The following is an 18,634-nucleotide window of genomic DNA, read 5'->3' as shown; positions in this document are numbered from 1 at the left end:
CCGGACGTAGGGCCGACGCTACCGGACCGGCGCAGTTCGCGGGCCTCGTGTGGTGTGGCTCACGTCACGTCAGCCGGCGACCTGCACCGGAAGCCGGTGTCGCCGCGCGTCGGAGACGGTCTCGGACACGATCGCGGCGATCTGACCCGTCTCGATCAGGAATCCGTCGTGTCCGTGCCGCGAGCGCATCAGCCGCACCCGGCCTCGTCCGTGCGCGGCGACGATCTCCTCGGACAGCGCCAGCGGGAAGAGCCGGTCGCTGTCGACCGCGGCGACCCGCAGCAGTCCGGGGTAGCTGCCGAGCACCTCTGCCAAACTCCCGCGGCCACGTGTCACGTCGTGGGTGGCCATCGCGGCCGTCAGGTGGACGTAGGCACCGGCGTCGAAGCGTGCGACCAGCTTGCCCGCCTGGTGGTCGAGGTAGCTCTCCACGGCGAACCTCCCACCGTCCAAGGGGTTCTCGTCGTCCTGAGGCTGCGCACCGAACCTAGTGTTGAACTCATCCGCGCTGCGGTAGGTCGCGTGCGCGATCCGGCGGGCGATGCCCAGGCCGGCGCTCGGTATGCCGCCGGTGCCGTAGTAGTCGCCTCCGGCATACGCGGGGTCCGAGGTGATCGCGAGCGTCTGCGCCTGTCCCCACGCGATCTGGTCACCGGTCGCCTGTGCAGCACTGGCGATGACCAGCGCGGCACGAGTGCGCTGCGGATGCCCGGCCGCCCACTCGATGGTGCGCATGCCGCCCATCGAGCCACCGAGCACGAGGAACCACGAGTCGATGCCGAGTGCGTCGGCGACGGCTGTTTCGACCGCAACCTGGTCGCGCACGGTGGTCCGCGGGAAACGCGATCCCCATGGCTTCCCGTCCGGGGCGATCGAGCCGGGCCCGGTGGTGCCGCGGCAACCGCCCAGGACGTTGATCGCCACGACATACAGGTCTTCGGTGTCCAGGGGCCGCCCCGGTCCGCTCAGGTCCGGCCACCAACCCGCGGTCGGCTGGCCCGGCCCGGCCTCCCCCTCGACGTGCGAGTCACCCGTCAGAGCGTGCTCGACGAGGACGGCATTGTCGGCGTTCGCGGACAGTCGCCCCCAGGTCTGGAAGGTGACGATCACCTCGGGTAGGCGCTCACCGCTCTCCAGTGGAACATCGGTCAGTCGGATCGCGCGTGCATCCGGGTTGGCGTCGACCGGCGGCGCGCACCACTGCGTGACCGATCTGGCGGTGTGTATGGCGGTCATCCGGCCCACTCCTTGCGTGCCCCTGGGGCTCGCCGGCCCCGCGCTTGCCGACCGTCGTGCGCGGTCGACCTTGTCTTCACCCGGGGCACCCCACCGCGGTGGAGGGTTGCCGCCCAGCCAGCCGGGGCTGTGTTCGCGTCGAAAGATCAACGAACGCTGGGACTCATGACAGGTAGAACGGTAGCAAAATCGCGCGATCAGGGCGAAGTCCGCGGGCCGGGCGTCTCATGGTCCGGTCGCTCTGCGGGGACTTGCGAAATGCTCGACGAGGAAGGAGCGGGGTCCCCGCGAAGTATCCGGAGGAGCGCAGCGGGGGAGGAACTTCGTGGGGAGCTCAGGCCGGGCGTCGATGTGGAGCAGGATGCAGCCCGGCACGCAACGCGGCTGCCAGGAGGACTGCGAGCTTGCATTCGGGTTCGATGTCCAGCGCCCGGTCGACGGCCATCGTGGCGAGCACGCCACTGCCGGTGGTCCATTGGATCCCCGCCACGAGCAGCAGCACTGGGACCGAGCGAGGCGGCGGGATGCAGCCGATCCACTCCTCGAGCCGGCGGGAGACGCGAGCCACCGGGTCGTCGAAGTCGTCGAGGTCGCGCAACCACAGCGGTGGGAGGCCGAGGTGGTGCGGATCGACGGGTGCATCGACCTCGACGACCTCGGGCGGCAGGAAGTCGGGCATCAGCCAGGAGAGCACCTGGTCACGCACCTCGACCGGCTCGACGGCCACTGTGGCACCGGCAAGCACGTCGATCGGCAACGCGTGCACCGGTGTCTCCTCCTCCAACAGCACCCGAGGCAGCACCTGCGCGGTGTGCACGTGCATCGGTGGTCCGTCGCGGAGCCGGGACTCGACGGCGGCGGCCACCAACGGGTGCCGAAGGTGGAAGCGGTGCTCGAGGTCCGCGCGGTTCTCGGCCGGCACAACACCCTGCAGCACGCGTTCGGCGACCGGGCCGACGCTGGTCGCAGGCGGCACCTCCGCCCAGTCGCGGGGACACCCGTCGCAGGAGCACTGCTCGGCCCGCCATTCGGCACCGTCACGCACCACCCCGACGTGGGACAGGGGCACGGCCGACCGGACCAGCAGCGAGCGCAACTCCATGACGAAGAGGCGGTCGGCGGCACCGAAGGGGCCATAACAGAGCACCACCACGTCGTCCGGCTCCCGATCGGGACCAGCGCGCTCGAAGCGGGTGGCCACGTGCTGGGCGAGCGGGACCGCGCCGCTGCTGTCCGGTCGGTTCAATCGCGCGGTGATCTTCAACTGCCCGTCGCGCAGCCCGATCACGGCCAGGGATTCCTTGGGGATGTAACCGAGCTCGTAGGGCAGGTAGGCGACGACGTCGCCGATGCCGTGAAGACTGGATGCCATGCCCGCAGCCTGCGGCCGGACACGGGCGGCGCCATATCCCTGAACCGTCCGCTTGTGGACGACCCTCCCGGCCGGGTCAGGATGTGGATCAGGACAAGCGTTCGCCCTGGATCGTGTCGCCACGACGGCGCTCCCACTCCAGGAACTGGTCGGTGTCCTGGGTCAGCGTCCGGGCCAGCCACGCCAGCACGACGGCGTCGTCGGCGAGACCTATGACTCCGACGAGAGCCTCGGGCAGCAGGTCGACCGGCGACACGACATACGCGGCCGCGGCGGCGATCAGCGCGAGGTGTCCGGCGCTCACACCGTTGTATTCGCCGCGGGCGACAGCCTTGGTCATCCGCGGCAGGCAGCCGACACGCACCGCAATCGACGGCCCACCGGGTTCACTGACGTCCTGCAGAGCGTCCGAGATGCGTCGCATCGCGGCCCAGCGGACGTTGGGCAGCCGGGGCACGGTCAGCGCCGCCCGGACCGCAGCGCCCGCCCGGTCGGCGGGAACTCGCGCTTGGCGCCCTTGGCGATGCGGTTGAGCAGGAACACGTCGAGGCCGGCGCCGATGACACCGCCGGCGACCGGGATGCCCTTGCCGAGCTTGGTGAGCAACTTGTCGCCGAGCTGGCTGACCAGCCGGAAGCCGACCGCCTTGTTGACGACCATCACCGCCGGGGGCGGCAGCTGGTTCGCCGCCAGGCTGGCGAGCCGGCCGGTGCTCACGACGCCGGCCTTCTTCAGCAGATCGTCGGCGTCGCCACCCACCAGCGTCAGGAGTACGGCGGTGCGCGTGCCTTGATCGCTGAGGTCATAGCCCCGCAGGTGCGCGATCGCCGCGACCATGCGGGTGTTGAGCAGGTAGAAGCCGACCAGGTTGACCGGGAGTGCGACGGCCATGGTGACGAATCCACCCAGGCTGGTGACGAATCCGGCGCTGGCCGCGAGCTTGCGGTGCTGGGACACGACGTGGTCGATCGCGCGCTCCGTGTCGGCCGGGTAGTCGCGCCGCGCCGCCTCCGCGACGTCCCGGGCGCTGTCGAAGCCGGCCTTGCCGTCGATGCCGATCGTCATGAGCTTCTGCGACAGGCTCAGCGCCGTGCCACCCAACGGCCCTTTGTCGAGCGGTGCGGGCTGCGTGCTCTTCTTCTTCTTGCTGCTGCCGAACATGTGCACATCCTGCCAGCCGGGACGACCCGGGCGGTTCGTCGGCATGCGGGCCGCCTCGGACAGCCTCCGGTGGTCGTGGCGCGGGTCCTGTGCGTGTCGTGGTGTGACGTCATACACGTTGCGGCGCGTCCGGTGGGGGCGCGTAACGTGGCGTTATGCCTTACCCCACAGACCCGAGCTCAGAGCTCGCTGAATACGCACATCCCGAGCGCCTCGTCACGACCGGTTGGCTCGCCGACCAACTGGCGGGCGACCACCCGAACCTCGTCGTTCTGGAATCGGACGAGGACGTGCTTCTCTACGACACCGGCCACATCCCCGGCAGCTTCAAGCTCGACTGGCACACCGACCTCAACGACCCGGTCAGCCGCGACTTCGTCGACGGCGAGGGATTCGCCAAGGTCATGTCCGAGCGTGGCATCGGCCGCGAGACCACCGTGGTCATCTACGGCGACAAGTCCAACTGGTGGGCGGCATACGCCCTGTGGGTGATGACGTTGTTCGGCCACGAGGACGTCCGGCTGCTCAACGGCGGCCGCGCGGCGTGGATCGCCGAGGACCGCCCGCTGACCCGCGACGTGCCGACCGCACAGCCGACCGATTACCCGGTGGTGGAGCGGGACGACGCACCCGTGCGCGCATACAAGGACGACGTGCTGGAGCACCTCGGCAAGCCGATGGTCGACGTCCGCTCCCCCGGCGAGTTCACCGGTGAGTTGCTGCACATGCCCGATTACCCGCAGGAGGGCGCGATGCGCGGTGGCCACATCCCGGGCGCCCGGTCGGTGCCGTGGGGCAAGGCCGCCCAGGAGGACGGCCGCTTCAAGGCCCGCAAGGACCTGGAGGACCTCTACCTCGCCCAGCAGCAGCTCGACGCCGGCGACGACGTCGTCGTCTACTGCCGCATCGGCGAGCGCTCGTCGCACACCTGGTTCGTGCTGACCCACCTGCTGGGCTTCGGCACCGTCCGCAACTACGACGGTTCGTGGACCGAGTGGGGCAACTCGGTGCGGGTCCCCGTCGAGCAGGGCGAGCCGAAGGAGCCGCAAAAAGTATGAGTGAGGAGACCGACGTGAGTGAGCTGCCCGCTCCGCTGGCCGAACTGATCGACGAATTCGAGGCGGTCGGCCCCAAGGACCGCCTGCAGTTGTTGCTGGAGTTGAGTGAGGAGTTGCCGGCGCTGCCCGCGCGGTATGCCGACCAGCCCGACCTCCTGGAGCAGGTCCACGAGTGCCAGTCGCCACTGTTCCTGGCGGTGGAGTTGACCGACGGCGACATACATCTCTTCTTCGACGCACCGAAGGAATCGCCGACCACGCGCGGTTTCGCGGGCATCCTGCACACCGGCCTGGACGGCCAGCCGGCCCAGGCGGTGTTGGACGTCCCGGACGATGTCCCGTTCAAATTCGGACTCGCCGAAGCGGTTTCCCCGTTGCGAATGCGCGGAATGGTCGCAATGCTCTCTAGGATCAAACGGCAGACTCGGGTGCTGCTGTCGGGATAGTCCGTCGGCGCAAGCGCTCAGGACACGAAATCGACATGCGTTAGGTTGCGCCATATGAATGCCCTGGGGAATAAGAAACTACTGGCGGTGCCCGCGGTCGTCGCGGTCGTCGGCCTCGTGTTGTTGATCATCGGGTTGCTGAGCGGATCCACCGTGAAGCTCACGCAGTTCAACAGCGGCAGCAACCTGTCGATGAGCGGCGGCTTCTCGGTCTACAGCCCGGAGTCGGCGGATCGCACGGCTGCAATCTGCAGCCTCGACGGCAAGACCCTGCCGCGGCCGACCAAGGACTTCTCGGTCAGCGCCGACGGCACCAAGTACTACGAGATCGCGCGCAGCGACAGCGACAAGGGCACCGTGAGTTGCGATCACAACGCTGGCAAGTTGTATGCCGGTGATCGCGCCGACAAGATCGGCGGTGGCTTCCACACCATCGGGATCGTCCTCGGCGGCATCCTGCTCGTCCTGGGCATCATCGGGGTGATCGCGCTCTTCCTGCTCGGCAAGAAGAAGGGCGCCACCGGCTCCGACAGCACCGGCCCGCAGGGCGGCGGCTACGGCCAGCCCGGCGGTTACCAGGGTGCTTACGGTCAGCCGCAGGGTCAGCAGGGCTACGGCCAGCAGCAGGCCTTCGGCCAGCCGGGTCAGCAGAGTGGCTACGGTCAGCCGCAGCAGGGCATTCACCCCAACACGCCGTCCCACGGTCAGCCGGCCACGCCCCAGCAGGGGTACCAGCAGCAGGGCTACGGCCAGGCGGGCTACGGTCAGCAGTCGCAGCAGGGTTACCAGCAGGGCGGCCAGCCCGCCGCGCCATACGGCCAGCAGCCCCAGCAGGGGCAGCAGTCGCCGTACGGCCAGGGCCAGCAGGCCGGGCAGGGCGCATCGCCCTACGGCCAGCAGGGTCAGGGCCAGTCGCCCTACGGTCAGCCCAGCCAGAGCCAGCCCGGACAGGGCCAGCAGCCGTCGGCCTACGGTCAGCAGGGCGGCCAGCCCGCCGCACCATACGGCCAGCAGCCCCAGCAGGGACAGCAGTCGCCCTACGGTCAGCCGCAGCAGGGTGGCGGCGACCAGAGCATCTACGGCCAGCAGGGCCGGCACGCTTCGCCCTACGGCCAGCCGCAGCCGGGCCAACAGGACTTCAACGACGCGCCGACCCAGGCCGTCTCGAGCGACGAGGTCAACCAGGGCAGCGGCCAGGACACGTCCGGCCCGCAGCAGTCGGCGGACGCGACCGGCTCGGGTCACGGCAGCACCGGTCAAGGCAGCACTGGTCGCGACGACTCGAGCCAGGACAGCTCGGAGGCGGCGACCCAGACCGTCTCGAGCGACGACGTCAACCGGCTGTCCTACGGCCAGGCCTCGACCCCGGCCTACGAGCAGCCCGGCTACCAGAGCTCTCCCGACGGCCGGCACAGCAGCCCGCAGTCGCCCGGCGACCAGCCGAGCTACGGCTCGGCGGACCGCTCGGACGAGCCGACGCAGGCGATCTCGGGTCTTCCGCTGTCCGGCGGCACTCCGCAGGCGGGCGGCGGCCAGCCGAACGCCGGGCAGGGCGCCGACATCCACGAGCAGGCCACCACGGCTGTCCCGGCCGTGGACAACGGCCAACAGAGCGACCAGCCCGATGACCAGCAGGGTCAGCACAACCCGTGGACGCTGCACAAGCCCCGCGGTGAGCAGGATTCCGACGGACAGAACGGCGACCAGCAGTAGTCCGTCCGCCACCCCACCCGACAGACCCCGCACCGACCCTCGGTGCGGGGTCTTCGTATGTCGTCGGCCGGAAAACCACCACCGGCCGCGGTGATGCCCTACAGTCGCCACAACGCGTGTTTCTGATTGCATCAGGGAGAAACAATCATGATCAAGCACCCCTTTCGGCGGTGGATCGCCGTCGTCACCACCGCAGTCCTGGCACTCGCCGGCCTGGCGGCCCTCACCCCCAGCGCGTCCGCCGCGGCCGCCGGCCACCTCGGCGCCATCACCTCCGTGCAACAGCACGGTGACCGATACGTCTTCACGGCCGGGCCTGCCCGGCTACGGGTGACGGTCGAGGACGCCGACCTGTTGCGCCTCGAGGTCGCACCCGACGGAACGTTCACCGACCCCGCCAACGACGATCCCGCGGACCCGAAGGCGCCCGACGCCGACATCGTGGTCAAGACCGACTACGCCGGCGCGCACGCGCAGCTGACGACGACCGCGTCGGCATACAAGATCTCGACCTCGGACGCGACCCTGACGATCACCAAGTCGCCGGCGACCCTGACGATGACGCGCAGCAACGGCACGGTGCTCTGGCGGGAGACCGCTCCCCTGTCGTGGAACGACGACGGCACCACCCAGCACCTGGCGCAGGGCGCGACCGAGCAGTACTTCGGCGGCGGCATGCAGAACGGCCGCTTCAGCCACCGGGGCCAGAAGCTGTCCATCTCCAAGGACGGCTGGGACGAAGGCGGGCAACCCAATTCGGTGCCGTTCTACATCTCCAGCACCGGGTATGGCGTCCTGCGCGACACCTTCGCGAAGGGCACCTACGACTTCGGATCCGATGTCGCCACAACGCATTCCGAGCAACGCTTCGACGCCTACTACTTCGTCGGTGACGCCAAGCAGGTCATCAACGGCTACACCGAGCTGACCGGCCGCCCGATCGCGCTGCCGATGTATGCGATGGAGCTCGGCGACGCCGACTGCTACTTGCACAACGCCAACCGCGGCGAGCGCCATACGTTGGCCGACTCGACAGCCGTCGCCGACGGCTACAAGGAGCACCACCTGCCGCTGGGCTGGATGCTCGTCAACGACGGCTACGGCTGCGAATACGAAGACCTCCCCCAGACCGGCGACATGCTGCACCAGCACGGCGCCGAGCTCGGGCTGTGGACGCAGCGCGACCTGACCGAGCAGAAGTCCGAGGTCGCCGCCGGCGTTCGGGTGCGAAAGACCGACGTCGCCTGGGTCGGCCCCGGCTACCGCTTCGGACTGGACGCCTGCGAGAAGGCCCGGGACGGCATCGAGGACAACTCGACCGACCGTGCGACTGTGCTCACCATCGAGGGTTGGGCGGGCACGCAGCGCTGCGGCGCGATGTGGTCCGGCGACCAGTCCGGCTCCTGGGACTACATCAAGTGGCAGATCCCGACCTACGCCGGCTCGACGATGTCCGGCCAGCCGGTGACCACCGGTGACGTCGACGGCATCTTCGGCGGCAGCGCCGAGACCTATGTGCGCGACCTGCAGTGGAAGATGATGCTGCCGATGACTTACGCCATGAGCGGCTGGGCCAACAAGGACAAGCAGCCGTGGACGTATGGCGAGCCCTACACCTCGATCAACCGCAAATATCTGATGCTGCACGAACGGCTGCTGCCGTACTTCTACACCTACACGATGGGAGCCACGAAGAACGGCGTCGGACCGACCCGGCCGCTCTACCTGGACTACCCGGACGACCCGAACACCTGGGGCGACAAGGCGAAGTACGAGTTCCTCGCCGGCGACGACTTCCTGGTGGCGCCGGTCTACTCGGACACGTCCGTGCGCGATGGCATCTACCTGCCCAAGGGCGAGTGGGTCGACTACTGGACCGGCCGCGTCTACCAGGGTGGACAGACCCTCAATGGCTACAAGGCGCCGCTGGACACGCTGCCGCTCTTCGTCAAGGCCGGCGCGGTGGTCCCCCAATTCCCTGAGGGCACAGTGGACTGGGCCGCTGGCAAGAAGGCGGGACAACTCGATCTGGACGTCTACCCGAGCGGGACGACGTCGTTCACCAACTACGAGGACGACGGCCGCAGCCAGGCTGCCGCCAAGGGCGAGTCGGCGACGCAACGCTTCGACGTCACCGCGCCGACGACCGGTCGCGGTCCGGTGGAGGTCGGCATCGGCGCACTGTCGGGGTCGTATGACGGCAAACCCACCACCAGGCACTACCGGCTGACCGTGCACACCGACACCGCGCCGGACGCCGTCACGGCCGGGAAAACCACTCTCGCCGAACGGGATTCGGTGAAGTCGCTGGATGCGGCGGACTCCGGCTGGTTCTACGAGGAGTCCACGGGCGTCATACACGTCAAGACCGCGTCGTTGCCGACCTCTGCGGCGACCATGGTGCGGATCACCGGCGCCGGCGCGGTCGGCGGGTCGCACCCGGCCGAGCGCAACGTCAGCCTCGACCTCACACCGACGGCGATCTCCGTAGCCGGCGAAAGCCGCCCGGTCACAGTGAAGTTCACCAACAACACCGGAAAACCGGTGGACGTCACCAAGACCGACGTCACCGCGCCGGCCGGCTGGCAGCTCACGGCGGACGGCCCCAGCACGGCCGACAGTCTCGCGGACGGCGCGAGCTTCACCACGAAATTCACGCTGACCCCACCGGCCGACGCCAAGCCGGGCACCGTCGATCTCACGGCGCAGGCGACCTACCAGCCGCGTGACGTGTCGCGCACCGTGACCGACCGCTCGACAACGACGGTCGCCTATGCCGACCCAGCGGCGGCATACGACAACGTGGGTATCACCAGCTCCGGCGACCCGTCACCGGGCGACATCGACGGCGGAGGTTCGAGCTTCCTCGCCGAGAAGCTTGCCGACCAGGGTGCGACCCGGGGCGCGAAGGTCTCCGCCAACGGGTTCGACTTCACCTGGCCCGATGTGGCACCCGGCACCAAGGACAACGTGACCGGTCAGGGACAGACGATCTCGGTCAGTGGCAAGGGCAACGCGCTGGCGTTCCTCGGGACCGGCACGAGTGGCTCCGCGGGCGGCACAGCCACCGTCCATTACGCCGACGGCACCAGCGACTCCGGCACGGTCGGTATGCCGAACTGGTGTTGCCTCGCGCAGGACAGTTACGGCGCCAAGGTGGCGATCCGGACGCTCGGCAAGAACACGCCGACCGGCCCGGCATACCCGACCACCGAATATCGGGTCTACACCTCGACGCTGGCGATCGATCCGGCCAAGGAGGTCGTGGCGGTGACCCTGCCCTCGAACTCCGCATTCCACGTCTTCGACATCACCGTCGGTAATCAGGAGGTCGTCGCACCGCCACTGGCTGACGGGCAGTACTCCTTCACGACCGGCGGGAAGGCGCTGACCGCCGGCACGGGTGACCTGGGTCTGCTGCAGCTGCAGGGACCGAGCACGGACGCCACCCAGAAGTGGGGCGTGACGCGCAACGCCGAGGACGGCAGCTACCTGATCAAGAATACCGGCACCGGTGAGTGCGTCGACGTGCCCTACAGCTCAACGACGGATGGACAGGCTGTCGGGCAATACACCTGCACCGGCACCGACAACCAGCGGTGGATCGTCAGCAAGGACGGCGCAAACCTGGTGCTGAAGAACAAGAACAGCGCTCTGGTGCTGACCGCGGGTTCCGATGGCGGCGTCACCCAGTCGGCGGACAAGGGGGTGTCGGGCCAGCGCTGGACGGCCACGGCGAACTGATACGGCACAATGAGCCGGTGCGGGGTTCGCTGTATGCCGTGGCGGTGCAGGGTGATCGGGCGGTGTGCGTCACCCCCGACGCCGTGCACGTCGACGGCACGGTCGCCGACCTCGTCCGGTTCGCCGGCGAACGTGAGGCGGCGAGCGTTGCCGACCCGCCGCGGTGGGTCTGGTGGTCGGCTGCCGAGGCCGTCACTCCCCTGGTCCGAGCCGGGCTGGCGCTGCGCCGCTGCTGGGACCTGACCGAGGCACACCGGCTTCTGGTGGGCGGGTTCGAAACGGATGCCGAGGAGATCTGGGCGGTCGCTGCCGGGCTCGACCCGGCCGGACGTCCGGCTCCGGTGATGGGCGACCTCTTCGACGTCGTGGGTGGCGACGATGCCGCGGTACGACCCGATGGCTATCTCAATCCGTCCTGTTCCCAAATGGATTGGCGCGCCGACCATCTCGGCGAGCTCGCGCAGGCGGCGCTGACGGCTGCCGTTCGGCAACAAGGGTTACTGGGCCAACGGGCGCATGCGGCCAGCACCGCGGCGAGCGAGTCGGGTGCGGCGCTGCTCTGTGTGGAGCTGGGTGAGCAGGGTTTGCCGGTGGACCGGGCGGTCCTGGAGGAGCTGATCGAGGCGATCGCCGGCCCCCGGCCTCGGGACGAGGCGCACGCCGCGCAGATCCGGGCTGCACGCGACGAGCTGGTGCTGCGGCACGTGCCGGGGCGCGGCACGACCGATCTGCGGAATCCGCTGCACGTGCGGGAGTTGTTGCAATCATTGGGTGTTCGCGTGGACGACACGCGAGCTTGGCACTTGGAGCCATACCGGGACATGCACCCGGTCGTCGACGCCCTGCTGGACTGGCGCAAGGCCGAGCGCATCGCCACCACCTATGGCTGGTCCTGGCTGGACCGCTTCGTCGGCGTCGACGCCCGATTGCGCGGCACCTGGACGGCATGCGACGGCGGTGCCGGGCGGATGACAGCCGGCGCCGGACTGCACAGCCTGCCCACTCCCCTGCGCCCGGGCATCGCCGCCGCGCCGGAGCACGTGCTGGTGCGCGCCGACCTCGGGCAGGTCGAACCCCGTGTACTCGCAGTTGTTTCCGCGGATCCTGACTTCGCGGCGGCGACGGCCGAGGACGACCTCTACGCGACAGTGGCGGCGCAGCTGAACCTCGACCGACCGGCGGCCAAGATCGCGGTGCTCGCGGCGATGTACGGCCAGACGTCCGGCCCTGCGGCAGACGCCCTACGTCGCATGGAGCGCACCTATCCGCGCGCTCTGGAGTATCTGCGGGAGGCCGCCGACAGCGGGGAGCGCGGTGACCCGGTGTTGACCTATGGGGGCCGCTTCGTGCGCGGCCGGGAGGCCGGCGATCAGACCGGACGCCGGGCGGTCGGCAGGTTCACCCGCAACGCGGTCGTGCAGGGTGCGGCCGCGGAGTTCTTCAAGGCGTGGGCGCTGACGGTGCGTGACGCGCTGCGGCCACTCGGCGGCCGGATCGTGTTGTGCCTGCACGACGAGTTGCTGGTGCACGCGCCTGCGGCCCACGCGGACGAGACGGCTCAGGCCGTCGACGACGCGTTGCAGGCTGCGGCGCGGCGCTGGTCGGGCGGTGCGCCGGTGCGGTTCGTCGCCGACACTCGCGTCATACACCGCTGGTCGGAAGCGAAGGACTGACCTGTCGACCGGTGTGCGGAGGTGGTCGGCGCGTACCCAACCTTCCCCTGGGGAGACTTTGGTACAGGCATCCTGGCCCGCGCGTACCCAACCTTCCCCTGGGGAGACTTTGGTACGGGCTACCTCAAGAAGTCCGGGCCGTCCGACCCTTTGCCGTGCTCGTCGGCCTCGTCCGGCTCCTCCTCGCGCAGGAACTTCTCCAGCTCGGCGCCGATCTCGTCGGCGCTGGGCAGCTCGGCCATCTCGGTGGCCAGCAGGTTCTGGCGCTTGAGGCCCTCGGTGAAGGCGTCGTACTGCTCCTCCAGCCCGTGCACGACCTCGCCGACCTCGTCGTTCTCGTCGACCTGCTTGGAGATCTCCGCGCGGTGCAGTCCGGCCAGTGCCGACAACTCGTGCACCGGGATGTCCAGGCCGGTCAGCCCGGTGATCGCGCGCAGCGCCTCCACCGCGGCGTCACCGAAGTCCATCTGCGCCAGGTAGTGCGGCACATGTATGGCGAAACCGACCGTGTCCACACCGGACTCGCCCAGGCGCAGGTGCATCAGGCTGTCCAGCGAGCCGGGCACCTGGACGGACCCGAAGAGCGCGTCGTTGTCCGGAATGAGCGAGGGCTTGCTCGCGAAGCGCGTCATACCGATCGGGCGGGTGTGCGGCACTCCCATGGGGATGCCCTGCGCGCTGACCACGAGCTGCACACCGAGGCGGCGGATCAGCTGCCGGATCGCCTCGATCATCCGCTCCCACTGGTAGTCCGGCTCGGGGCCGGCGAGCAGGTAGAACGGCGTGCCCTCGGCGTCGGTCATCCGGTAGAGCAGCAGCGACGGGTCGGCGTATTCGGTGAACCGGTCGCGATCGAAGGTCATCACCGGGCGACGACCGCGGTAGTCGAGCAGCTGGTCGACGTCGAAGGACGCCACCACCGAGTGCTCGAGGGTGCCCAGCAGGTGGGCGGTCAACAGTTGTTGGGTGTTCCCGGCGTCGATCAGGCCGCCGAGCGACACCACCATGGTGTGCGCGCCTAGCGCGCTGGCGTGTGTGTCGGTCTCGAGCTGGTAGAGCTCACGCGGGTCTTGCACGACATACTCCTGGAGTTGGTGGCTTCCTGAAGGGGAACGCCACGCGGCGCTGCAGGATTCCCCGCGGGGCTGGGTCACCGCCCGGCGGCGTCCTCCACGGCGTCCATCGCCTGGTAGATCCGCTTGGGCGACACGGGTCTGGCGGTGCCCAGCCGTTGCGCGAACAGGCTCACCCGCAGCTCCTCGAGCTGCCAGCGCAGATCGATCACGTCCGGGTCCGTATGGCGCGCCTTCGGCAGGTTCGCCAGCAGCTTGCGGCGCTCCTCCTCGACCACAGCGACGTCGTCCGCGCGCTGCCGGTCGCGGGCCAGGTCCGATGGCGCCTTCGCGATCCGTTCGAGCATGGCCCGCAGGTAGCGGTCCAGGTCTCGCAACCGGGCGACACCGGTCTCGGCGACGAACCCGGGGTGGACCAGGTCGCTCAGCTGGTGCTCGAGCGCGGCACGCAACTGCGCCACCGACGGCTGGGTCATGGCGTCCAGCGCGAGCCGCACCTCGCGGGCGTGGTCCAGCACCGGCGCGAGCGCTTCGACGGCTGTGACCACGCGCGGCGCGATCTGCTGGCGCACGACGCGCAACGCGTCCTCGAACTGTGCCTTGTCGCGCACCGTGCCCTCGGGCAGGTCGCGGGCGATGATGTCGTCGACCGCCGCGGCCAGCACGTCGTCCATCAGGGCACGGGTGCTGCCGTGCGGGTTGTTGCCGAGGGCGAGCCGTTGGCGGATGGTGAAGAGTCCCTCGATCCGTTTCCACGGCACGTCGACGCCGAGCAGCACCAGCCGGCGGATGCCGAGCCGGGTCGCGTACGCCTGCTCCGAGGCGGTGGGCAGCACCTCGAGTGCGACGGCGTCTCCGTGGTCGACGAGCGACGGGAACCCCTGGATGGTGCGCCGGCCGTGGCGCTGCTCGTAGGTCGCCGGCAGCTCGTCGAGGTCCCAGGTGGTCAGCCCGGTGCGCTCGATGTCGGCGGCGGCCTTCGAGACGGCACCGCGCACCTTGCCCGCCAGCTTCTCCTGCAGGGTCGCCAGGTCCTTGCCCTCGTCGAGGCGGCGGCCGCGGGAGTCCTCCACGCGGAAGGTCATCCGCAGGTGATCGGGGACGCGGGACCAGTCCCACTCCGCCGACGGCACGGCGACACCGGTCTGCGCGCGCAGCGCCGCGCCGAGCTCTTCGGTGATCGGTCCCGCATCGGGGTCGAGCTGCGGGAGCACCTTGCGGGCATGGTCCGGGGCGGGCACGAAGTTGCGGCGGGTCGCCTTGGGCAGCGCGCGGATCAGCGCGGTGACCAACTCCTCGCGCACGCCCGGCACCAGCCAGTCGAACCCGTCGTCAGTGACCTGGTTGAGCTGATCGAGCGGTAGATGTGCCGTCACACCGTCGGCGTCCGAACCCGGCTCGAACTGGTAGGTCAGCCGGAGTTTGAGGTCGCCCTGCCGCCAGCTCTTCGGATAGTCCGTGGCGTCGACGGCGTCCGCGTCGTCACGCAGCAGGATGTCCTCGGTGAGAGTCAGCAGCTTCGGGTTCTTGCGGCTCTCGGTCTTCCACCAGCTGTCGAAATGCACTGCGGAGACGACGGATTCGGGGATGCGCGCGTCGTAGAAGTCGAAGAGCTCGTCGTCGCCCACCAGCAGGTCACGGCGGCGGGCGCGCGCTTCCAGGTCGGCGATACGCGCCACGAGCTGCCGGTTGTCGCGGAAGAACGCGTGTCGGGTCTCCCAGTCGCCCTCGACGAGCGCATTGCGGATGAACAGCTCGCGGCACAGCTCCGGGTCGATCGAGCCGTAGGACACCTGGCGGCCGGCAACGAGGGGCACGCCATACAGGGTGATGCGCTCGGCGGCCATCACGCTCCCGCGTTTGCGGGACCAATGTGGTTCTGCGTATTGCCTTTTCACCAGGTGCTCACCGAGTCGCTCGGCCCACGCCGGGTCGATCCGTGCATTGGTGCGCGCCCACAGGCGGGTGGTCTCGACGAGTTCGGCAGACATCACGTAGTCGGGCTGCCGGCGGAACAGCGTCGACCCGGGTTGGACCGAGAAGCGCGCGCCGCGCGACCCCTGGTAATCCCGCTTGTCGGGATCACGCAGGCCGATCTGGGAGAGCAATCCCGCCAGCAATGCCTGGTGTATGGCGTCCTCTCCTGCCGGGTTGTCGCTCGGTGTCAGGTCGTGCTGCTTGGCGACGCGTTTGAGCTGGGCGTGCAGGTCCTGCCACTCGCGGATGCGCAGGTAGTGCAGGTATTCGCGCTTGCACATGCGGCGGAAAGCGCTGCTGGACAGCGTGTTCCGCTGCTCCTTGAGGTAGCGCCACAGGTTGAGCAGGCTGAGGAAATCACTGGTCTCGTGCTTGAACCGCGCGTGCGACTGGTCGGCCTGCGCCTGTGCGTCGGCGGGCCGCTCGCGCGGGTCCTGGATCGACAGGGCCGCCACGATGACGAGCACCTCACGCAGTGAGCCGTTCTCGGCAGCGGCGACGAGCATGCGGGCCAGCCGTGGATCGATCGGCAATGCCGCGATCGTGCGCCCGTATGGCGTCAGGGCACGCCGCTGTTGCGTCCCTCTCTCCTGGATCGCGCCGAGTTCCTGCAGCAGGCGCACACCGTCGGTGATCTGGCGCGCGTCGGGCGGCTCGAGGAACGGGAAGCGAGCGACGTCGCCCAGTCCGAGAGAGGTCATCTGCAGGATGACGGACGCCAGGTTGGTGCGCAGGATCTCCGGGTCGGTGAAGTCGGGGCGGGCATCGAAGTCCTCTTCGGCATACAGCCGGATGCAGACGCCGTCGGCGATGCGCCCGCAACGGCCGGAGCGTTGCCGCGCGGAGGCCTTGGAGATGGGCTCGATCGGCAGTCGCTGCACCTTGGTGCGCTGGCTGTAGCGGGAAATGCGGGCGGTGCCGGTGTCGACGACATACCGGATGCCGGGAACGGTCAGCGAGGTCTCGGCGACGTTGGTGGCCAGGATGATCCGTCGCTTGCCGGACCTCTTGAAGACCCGGTGCTGCTCGGCCGTGGACAGTCGGGCGAAGAGCGGCAGGACCTCCGTGCTCGGCAACTGCAGTGCGGTCAATGCGTCTGCGGCGTCACGGATCTCACGCTCTCCCGAGCAGAAGACCAGCACATCCTGCGGACCCCCATCAGCACGAGCTTCCGCCCACAACTCGGTGACCGCGTCGGTGATGCCGGTCACCTGATCGACGTCGACCTCCTGCTCACCCTCCATTCGCACCAACGGCCGGTAACGCACCTCGACCGGGTAGGTGCGGCCGGACACCTCGATGACCGGCACCGGCGGGTGTCCCTCGAGGCTGAAGTGATCGGCGAACCGTTGCGGATCGATGGTGGCCGAGGTGATGATCACCTTCAGGTCAGGACGGCGCGGCAACAGCTGCCGTAAATAACCCAGGATGAAGTCGATGTTGAGCGACCGCTCGTGCGCCTCGTCGATGATCAACGTGTCGTAGCGCCGCAGATCGCGGTCCCGCTGCATCTCCGACAACAGCACGCCGTCGGTCATCACCTTGATCAGCGAGTCCTTGCTCGTGTGATCGGCGAATCGCATCTGATAGCCGACGGTTTCACCGAGCGTGACGTCCAACTCCTCGGCCACGCGCTCGGAGACCGACCGGGCGGCGATGCGCCGCGGCTGGGTGTGCCCGATCATCCCGTCGAGGCCGCGTCCCAGCTCCAGGCAGATCTTCGGCAGCTGGGTGGTCTTGCCCGAGCCGGTCTCACCGGCGATGACAACGACCTGATGGTCGCGGATCGCGGCGGCTATCTCGTCCTTGGCCGCGCTGACCGGAAGTTGCTCGGGATAGGTGATGGCCGGGACGAGAGTGCGTCGGTGTGCACGGCGCGCTTCGCGCTGCTCCGACGTCTCCCGGGGCGGCCGGCGTCCGTCCTGCCGTCCGCCGTTACGGCCACGGCGGCCACGGGAGCGGCGGCTTGCGGGCGCGGAGGAGTCAGGTGAGGTCATGGTGATCGGCTCCATTGTCGCAGGCCTCCCGGCACCCGTCGCATGCATTTCGCCGGGCGGACGCGATCCCCCGATCGTCGACACCGCCCGGCCGGCCTGGCCCACTCAGACCGCTCGCGCAACCACGTCGCCGAACAACTCCTCACCGTCGACGTCCAAGCCTCGTGCGCGGAACCAGGTGGCCACGTTGGTGCAGTCACGCTGCAGCATCTCCATGCCGTGCGGATTCGCGAAGAGGTCGACGGTCTGGGGCAGGTCGATCAGCACCAGCCGCTCCCCCGACACGAGCAGGTTGTATGCCGACAGGTCGCCGTGCACGCAACCGAGCGCTGCCAGTCCAGTGATGGCGCCGGTCAGCTGTGACCACAATGATTCCAACAGTTTCCGGTCCGGTCGGGTGGCCGCCAGCCGCGGTGCGGGCGCACCGTCGTCGCCGAGCACGAGCTCCATCAGGATCTCGGTGCCGTCCACCTGGACCGGGTAGGGCACCGGCAGTCCGGCGGAGTGGAACCGCACCAGCGACTCCCACTCGGCCCACGCCCACATGCCTGCGGCGACCGACTTGCCGAAGGACGTGCTCTTGGCCATCGCGCGCGCCTCGCGGCCGCCCTTCTTCGGCAGCTTGCGGCCGTCGGTGTAGTCGGTGGTTCGGTGGAACGTCCGATGCGACGAGTCGCGGTAGCGCTTCGCGGCGAGCACCACGCTGCGGTCGTCGAGTGGGGCGGAGCGTTCGAGCAGGAAGACGTCGGCTTCCTTGCCGGTCTTGAGGATCCCGAGCTCGGTGTCGACGGCGGCGTCGTCGGTGATGATCCAGTCCGGCCACGGCTGGGGGCCACGGCTCAGCGGCTGGCAACTCCCCCAGGTGGACCAGCGCTGGTCATCGTCCAGCTCGCCGATCTGCTGGTAGGAGAAGGTGAAACGGTCATCAAGCGAGGAGGCGGCAGCCTCCGGGTGTTGCGTCATACGTGAAACTCCGATCGAGGAAGAGCCTGAAAGCGGGCAGCGTGCCCTGTCCTTCTGCCATCACTGACTCCTCTCCTCGAGGCGGAACGTATGCCGCCGGTGTGTGCGCGCCCAGCCTTCCCGTCGTATGCCGGCGCGGTCAACCGATTTTCCGATCGACCGGCGCACGGACGGACTGAGCGGCATACGGAATCCGGCCGATTCCGTATGCCGCTCAATGC

At 69.0% G+C, this 18,634-nt stretch carries 12 protein-coding genes and 1 riboswitch; of the genes, 5 read left to right on the top strand and 7 right to left on the bottom strand.

Annotation, left to right across the window (positions count from 1 at the left end; all coding sequences use genetic code 11):
• Nucleotides 1–69: 69 nt before the first annotated feature.
• The 4 genes from metX to IEX71_RS02435 form a co-directional block, all read right to left on the bottom strand.
• Nucleotides 70–1,236: a homoserine O-acetyltransferase MetX gene (metX, locus tag IEX71_RS02450; RefSeq protein WP_188835355.1), complete on the bottom strand. Its 1,167-nt coding sequence runs from the start codon at nt 1,234–1,236 to the stop codon at nt 70–72.
• 35 nt (nt 1,237–1,271) lie between these two features.
• A riboswitch (SAM riboswitch) is annotated at nt 1,272–1,407 on the bottom strand.
• Nucleotides 1,408–1,570: 163 nt separating this feature from the next.
• Nucleotides 1,571–2,608, bottom strand: coding sequence for a DUF4192 family protein (locus tag IEX71_RS02445; RefSeq protein WP_188835354.1), 1,038 nt, complete (start codon nt 2,606–2,608; stop codon nt 1,571–1,573).
• An 88-nt stretch (nt 2,609–2,696) separates the two neighbouring features.
• Complete coding sequence (locus IEX71_RS02440; RefSeq protein ID WP_188835353.1) at nt 2,697–3,032, bottom strand: YkvA family protein; 336 nt, start codon at nt 3,030–3,032, stop codon at nt 2,697–2,699.
• A gap of 35 nt (nt 3,033–3,067) precedes the next feature.
• Nucleotides 3,068–3,814: an EcsC family protein gene (locus tag IEX71_RS02435; RefSeq protein ID WP_229749393.1), complete on the bottom strand. Its 747-nt coding sequence runs from the start codon at nt 3,812–3,814 to the stop codon at nt 3,068–3,070.
• 110 nt (nt 3,815–3,924) lie between these two features.
• Here IEX71_RS02435 and IEX71_RS02430 point away from each other — a divergent pair, with 110 nt between their 5' ends.
• From IEX71_RS02430 to IEX71_RS02410, 5 genes are all read left to right on the top strand, one after another.
• A complete protein-coding gene (locus IEX71_RS02430; protein ID WP_188835352.1) occupies nt 3,925–4,827 on the top strand; it encodes a sulfurtransferase in 903 nt (300 codons plus the stop codon).
• Nucleotides 4,824–5,273 carry a SufE family protein gene (locus tag IEX71_RS02425; protein ID WP_188835351.1) on the top strand — a complete coding sequence of 150 codons (450 nt, stop codon included), beginning with the start codon at nt 4,824–4,826 and terminating at the stop codon, nt 5,271–5,273. Before IEX71_RS02430 ends, IEX71_RS02425 begins: the two co-directional genes overlap by 4 nt.
• A gap of 54 nt (nt 5,274–5,327) precedes the next feature.
• Nucleotides 5,328–6,986: a hypothetical protein gene (locus IEX71_RS02420; protein WP_188835350.1), complete on the top strand. Its 1,659-nt coding sequence runs from the start codon at nt 5,328–5,330 to the stop codon at nt 6,984–6,986.
• A 147-nt stretch (nt 6,987–7,133) separates the two neighbouring features.
• Nucleotides 7,134–10,730 (top strand): TIM-barrel domain-containing protein, encoded by a 3,597-nt coding sequence (locus IEX71_RS02415; RefSeq protein ID WP_229749392.1) that lies wholly within the window; start codon nt 7,134–7,136, stop codon nt 10,728–10,730.
• 17 nt (nt 10,731–10,747) lie between these two features.
• The gene (locus IEX71_RS02410) at nt 10,748–12,403 is read left to right on the top strand and encodes a DNA polymerase (protein WP_229749391.1); all 1,656 of its coding nucleotides are present in this window, start codon (nt 10,748–10,750) and stop codon (nt 12,401–12,403) included.
• Between the two features lie 119 nt (nt 12,404–12,522).
• On the opposite strand, the gene IEX71_RS02405 is transcribed toward IEX71_RS02410, so the two are convergent.
• The 3 genes from IEX71_RS02405 to IEX71_RS02395 all read right to left on the bottom strand — a co-directional run bounded on the left by IEX71_RS02405 (nt 12,523) and on the right by IEX71_RS02395 (nt 18,413).
• On the bottom strand, nt 12,523–13,479 hold the full coding sequence (locus IEX71_RS02405) for a PAC2 family protein (protein ID WP_188835349.1): 957 nt from the start codon (nt 13,477–13,479) through the stop codon (nt 12,523–12,525).
• A 74-nt stretch (nt 13,480–13,553) separates the two neighbouring features.
• Entirely contained in the window at nt 13,554–17,450 is a 3,897-nt protein-coding gene (gene hrpA, locus IEX71_RS02400; protein ID WP_229749390.1) for an ATP-dependent RNA helicase HrpA, read from the bottom strand.
• 105 nt (nt 17,451–17,555) lie between these two features.
• Nucleotides 17,556–18,413 (bottom strand): serine protein kinase RIO, encoded by an 858-nt coding sequence (locus tag IEX71_RS02395; protein WP_188835347.1) that lies wholly within the window; start codon nt 18,411–18,413, stop codon nt 17,556–17,558.
• Between the last annotated feature and the right edge of the window lie 221 nt (nt 18,414–18,634).

This window comes from Flexivirga endophytica (assembly GCF_014640635.1).
In the GTDB taxonomy this organism is placed as follows: Bacteria; Actinomycetota; Actinomycetes; order Actinomycetales; family Dermatophilaceae; genus Flexivirga; species Flexivirga endophytica.
Note: the sequence above shows the minus strand (reverse complement) of the source record. Positions and strands in the feature narration are given on the sequence as shown.

Bases quoted from the DNA above. Each gene is read 5' to 3' on its own strand.
- metX (WP_188835355.1), bottom strand. From the start codon at position 1,236: ATGACCGCCATACACACCGCCAGATCGGTCACGCAGTGGTGCGCGCCG.
- IEX71_RS02445 (WP_188835354.1), bottom strand. From the start codon at position 2,608: ATGGCATCCAGTCTTCACGGCATCGGCGACGTCGTCGCCTACCTGCCC.
- IEX71_RS02440 (WP_188835353.1), bottom strand. From the start codon at position 3,032: ATGCGACGCATCTCGGACGCTCTGCAGGACGTCAGTGAACCCGGTGGG.
- IEX71_RS02435 (WP_229749393.1), bottom strand. From the start codon at position 3,814: ATGCCGACGAACCGCCCGGGTCGTCCCGGCTGGCAGGATGTGCACATG.
- IEX71_RS02430 (WP_188835352.1), top strand. From the start codon at position 3,925: ATGCCTTACCCCACAGACCCGAGCTCAGAGCTCGCTGAATACGCACAT.
- IEX71_RS02425 (WP_188835351.1), top strand. From the start codon at position 4,824: ATGAGTGAGGAGACCGACGTGAGTGAGCTGCCCGCTCCGCTGGCCGAA.
- IEX71_RS02420 (WP_188835350.1), top strand. From the start codon at position 5,328: ATGAATGCCCTGGGGAATAAGAAACTACTGGCGGTGCCCGCGGTCGTC.
- IEX71_RS02415 (WP_229749392.1), top strand. From the start codon at position 7,134: ATGATCAAGCACCCCTTTCGGCGGTGGATCGCCGTCGTCACCACCGCA.
- hrpA (WP_229749390.1), bottom strand. From the start codon at position 17,450: ATGACCTCACCTGACTCCTCCGCGCCCGCAAGCCGCCGCTCCCGTGGC.
- IEX71_RS02395 (WP_188835347.1), bottom strand. From the start codon at position 18,413: ATGACGCAACACCCGGAGGCTGCCGCCTCCTCGCTTGATGACCGTTTC.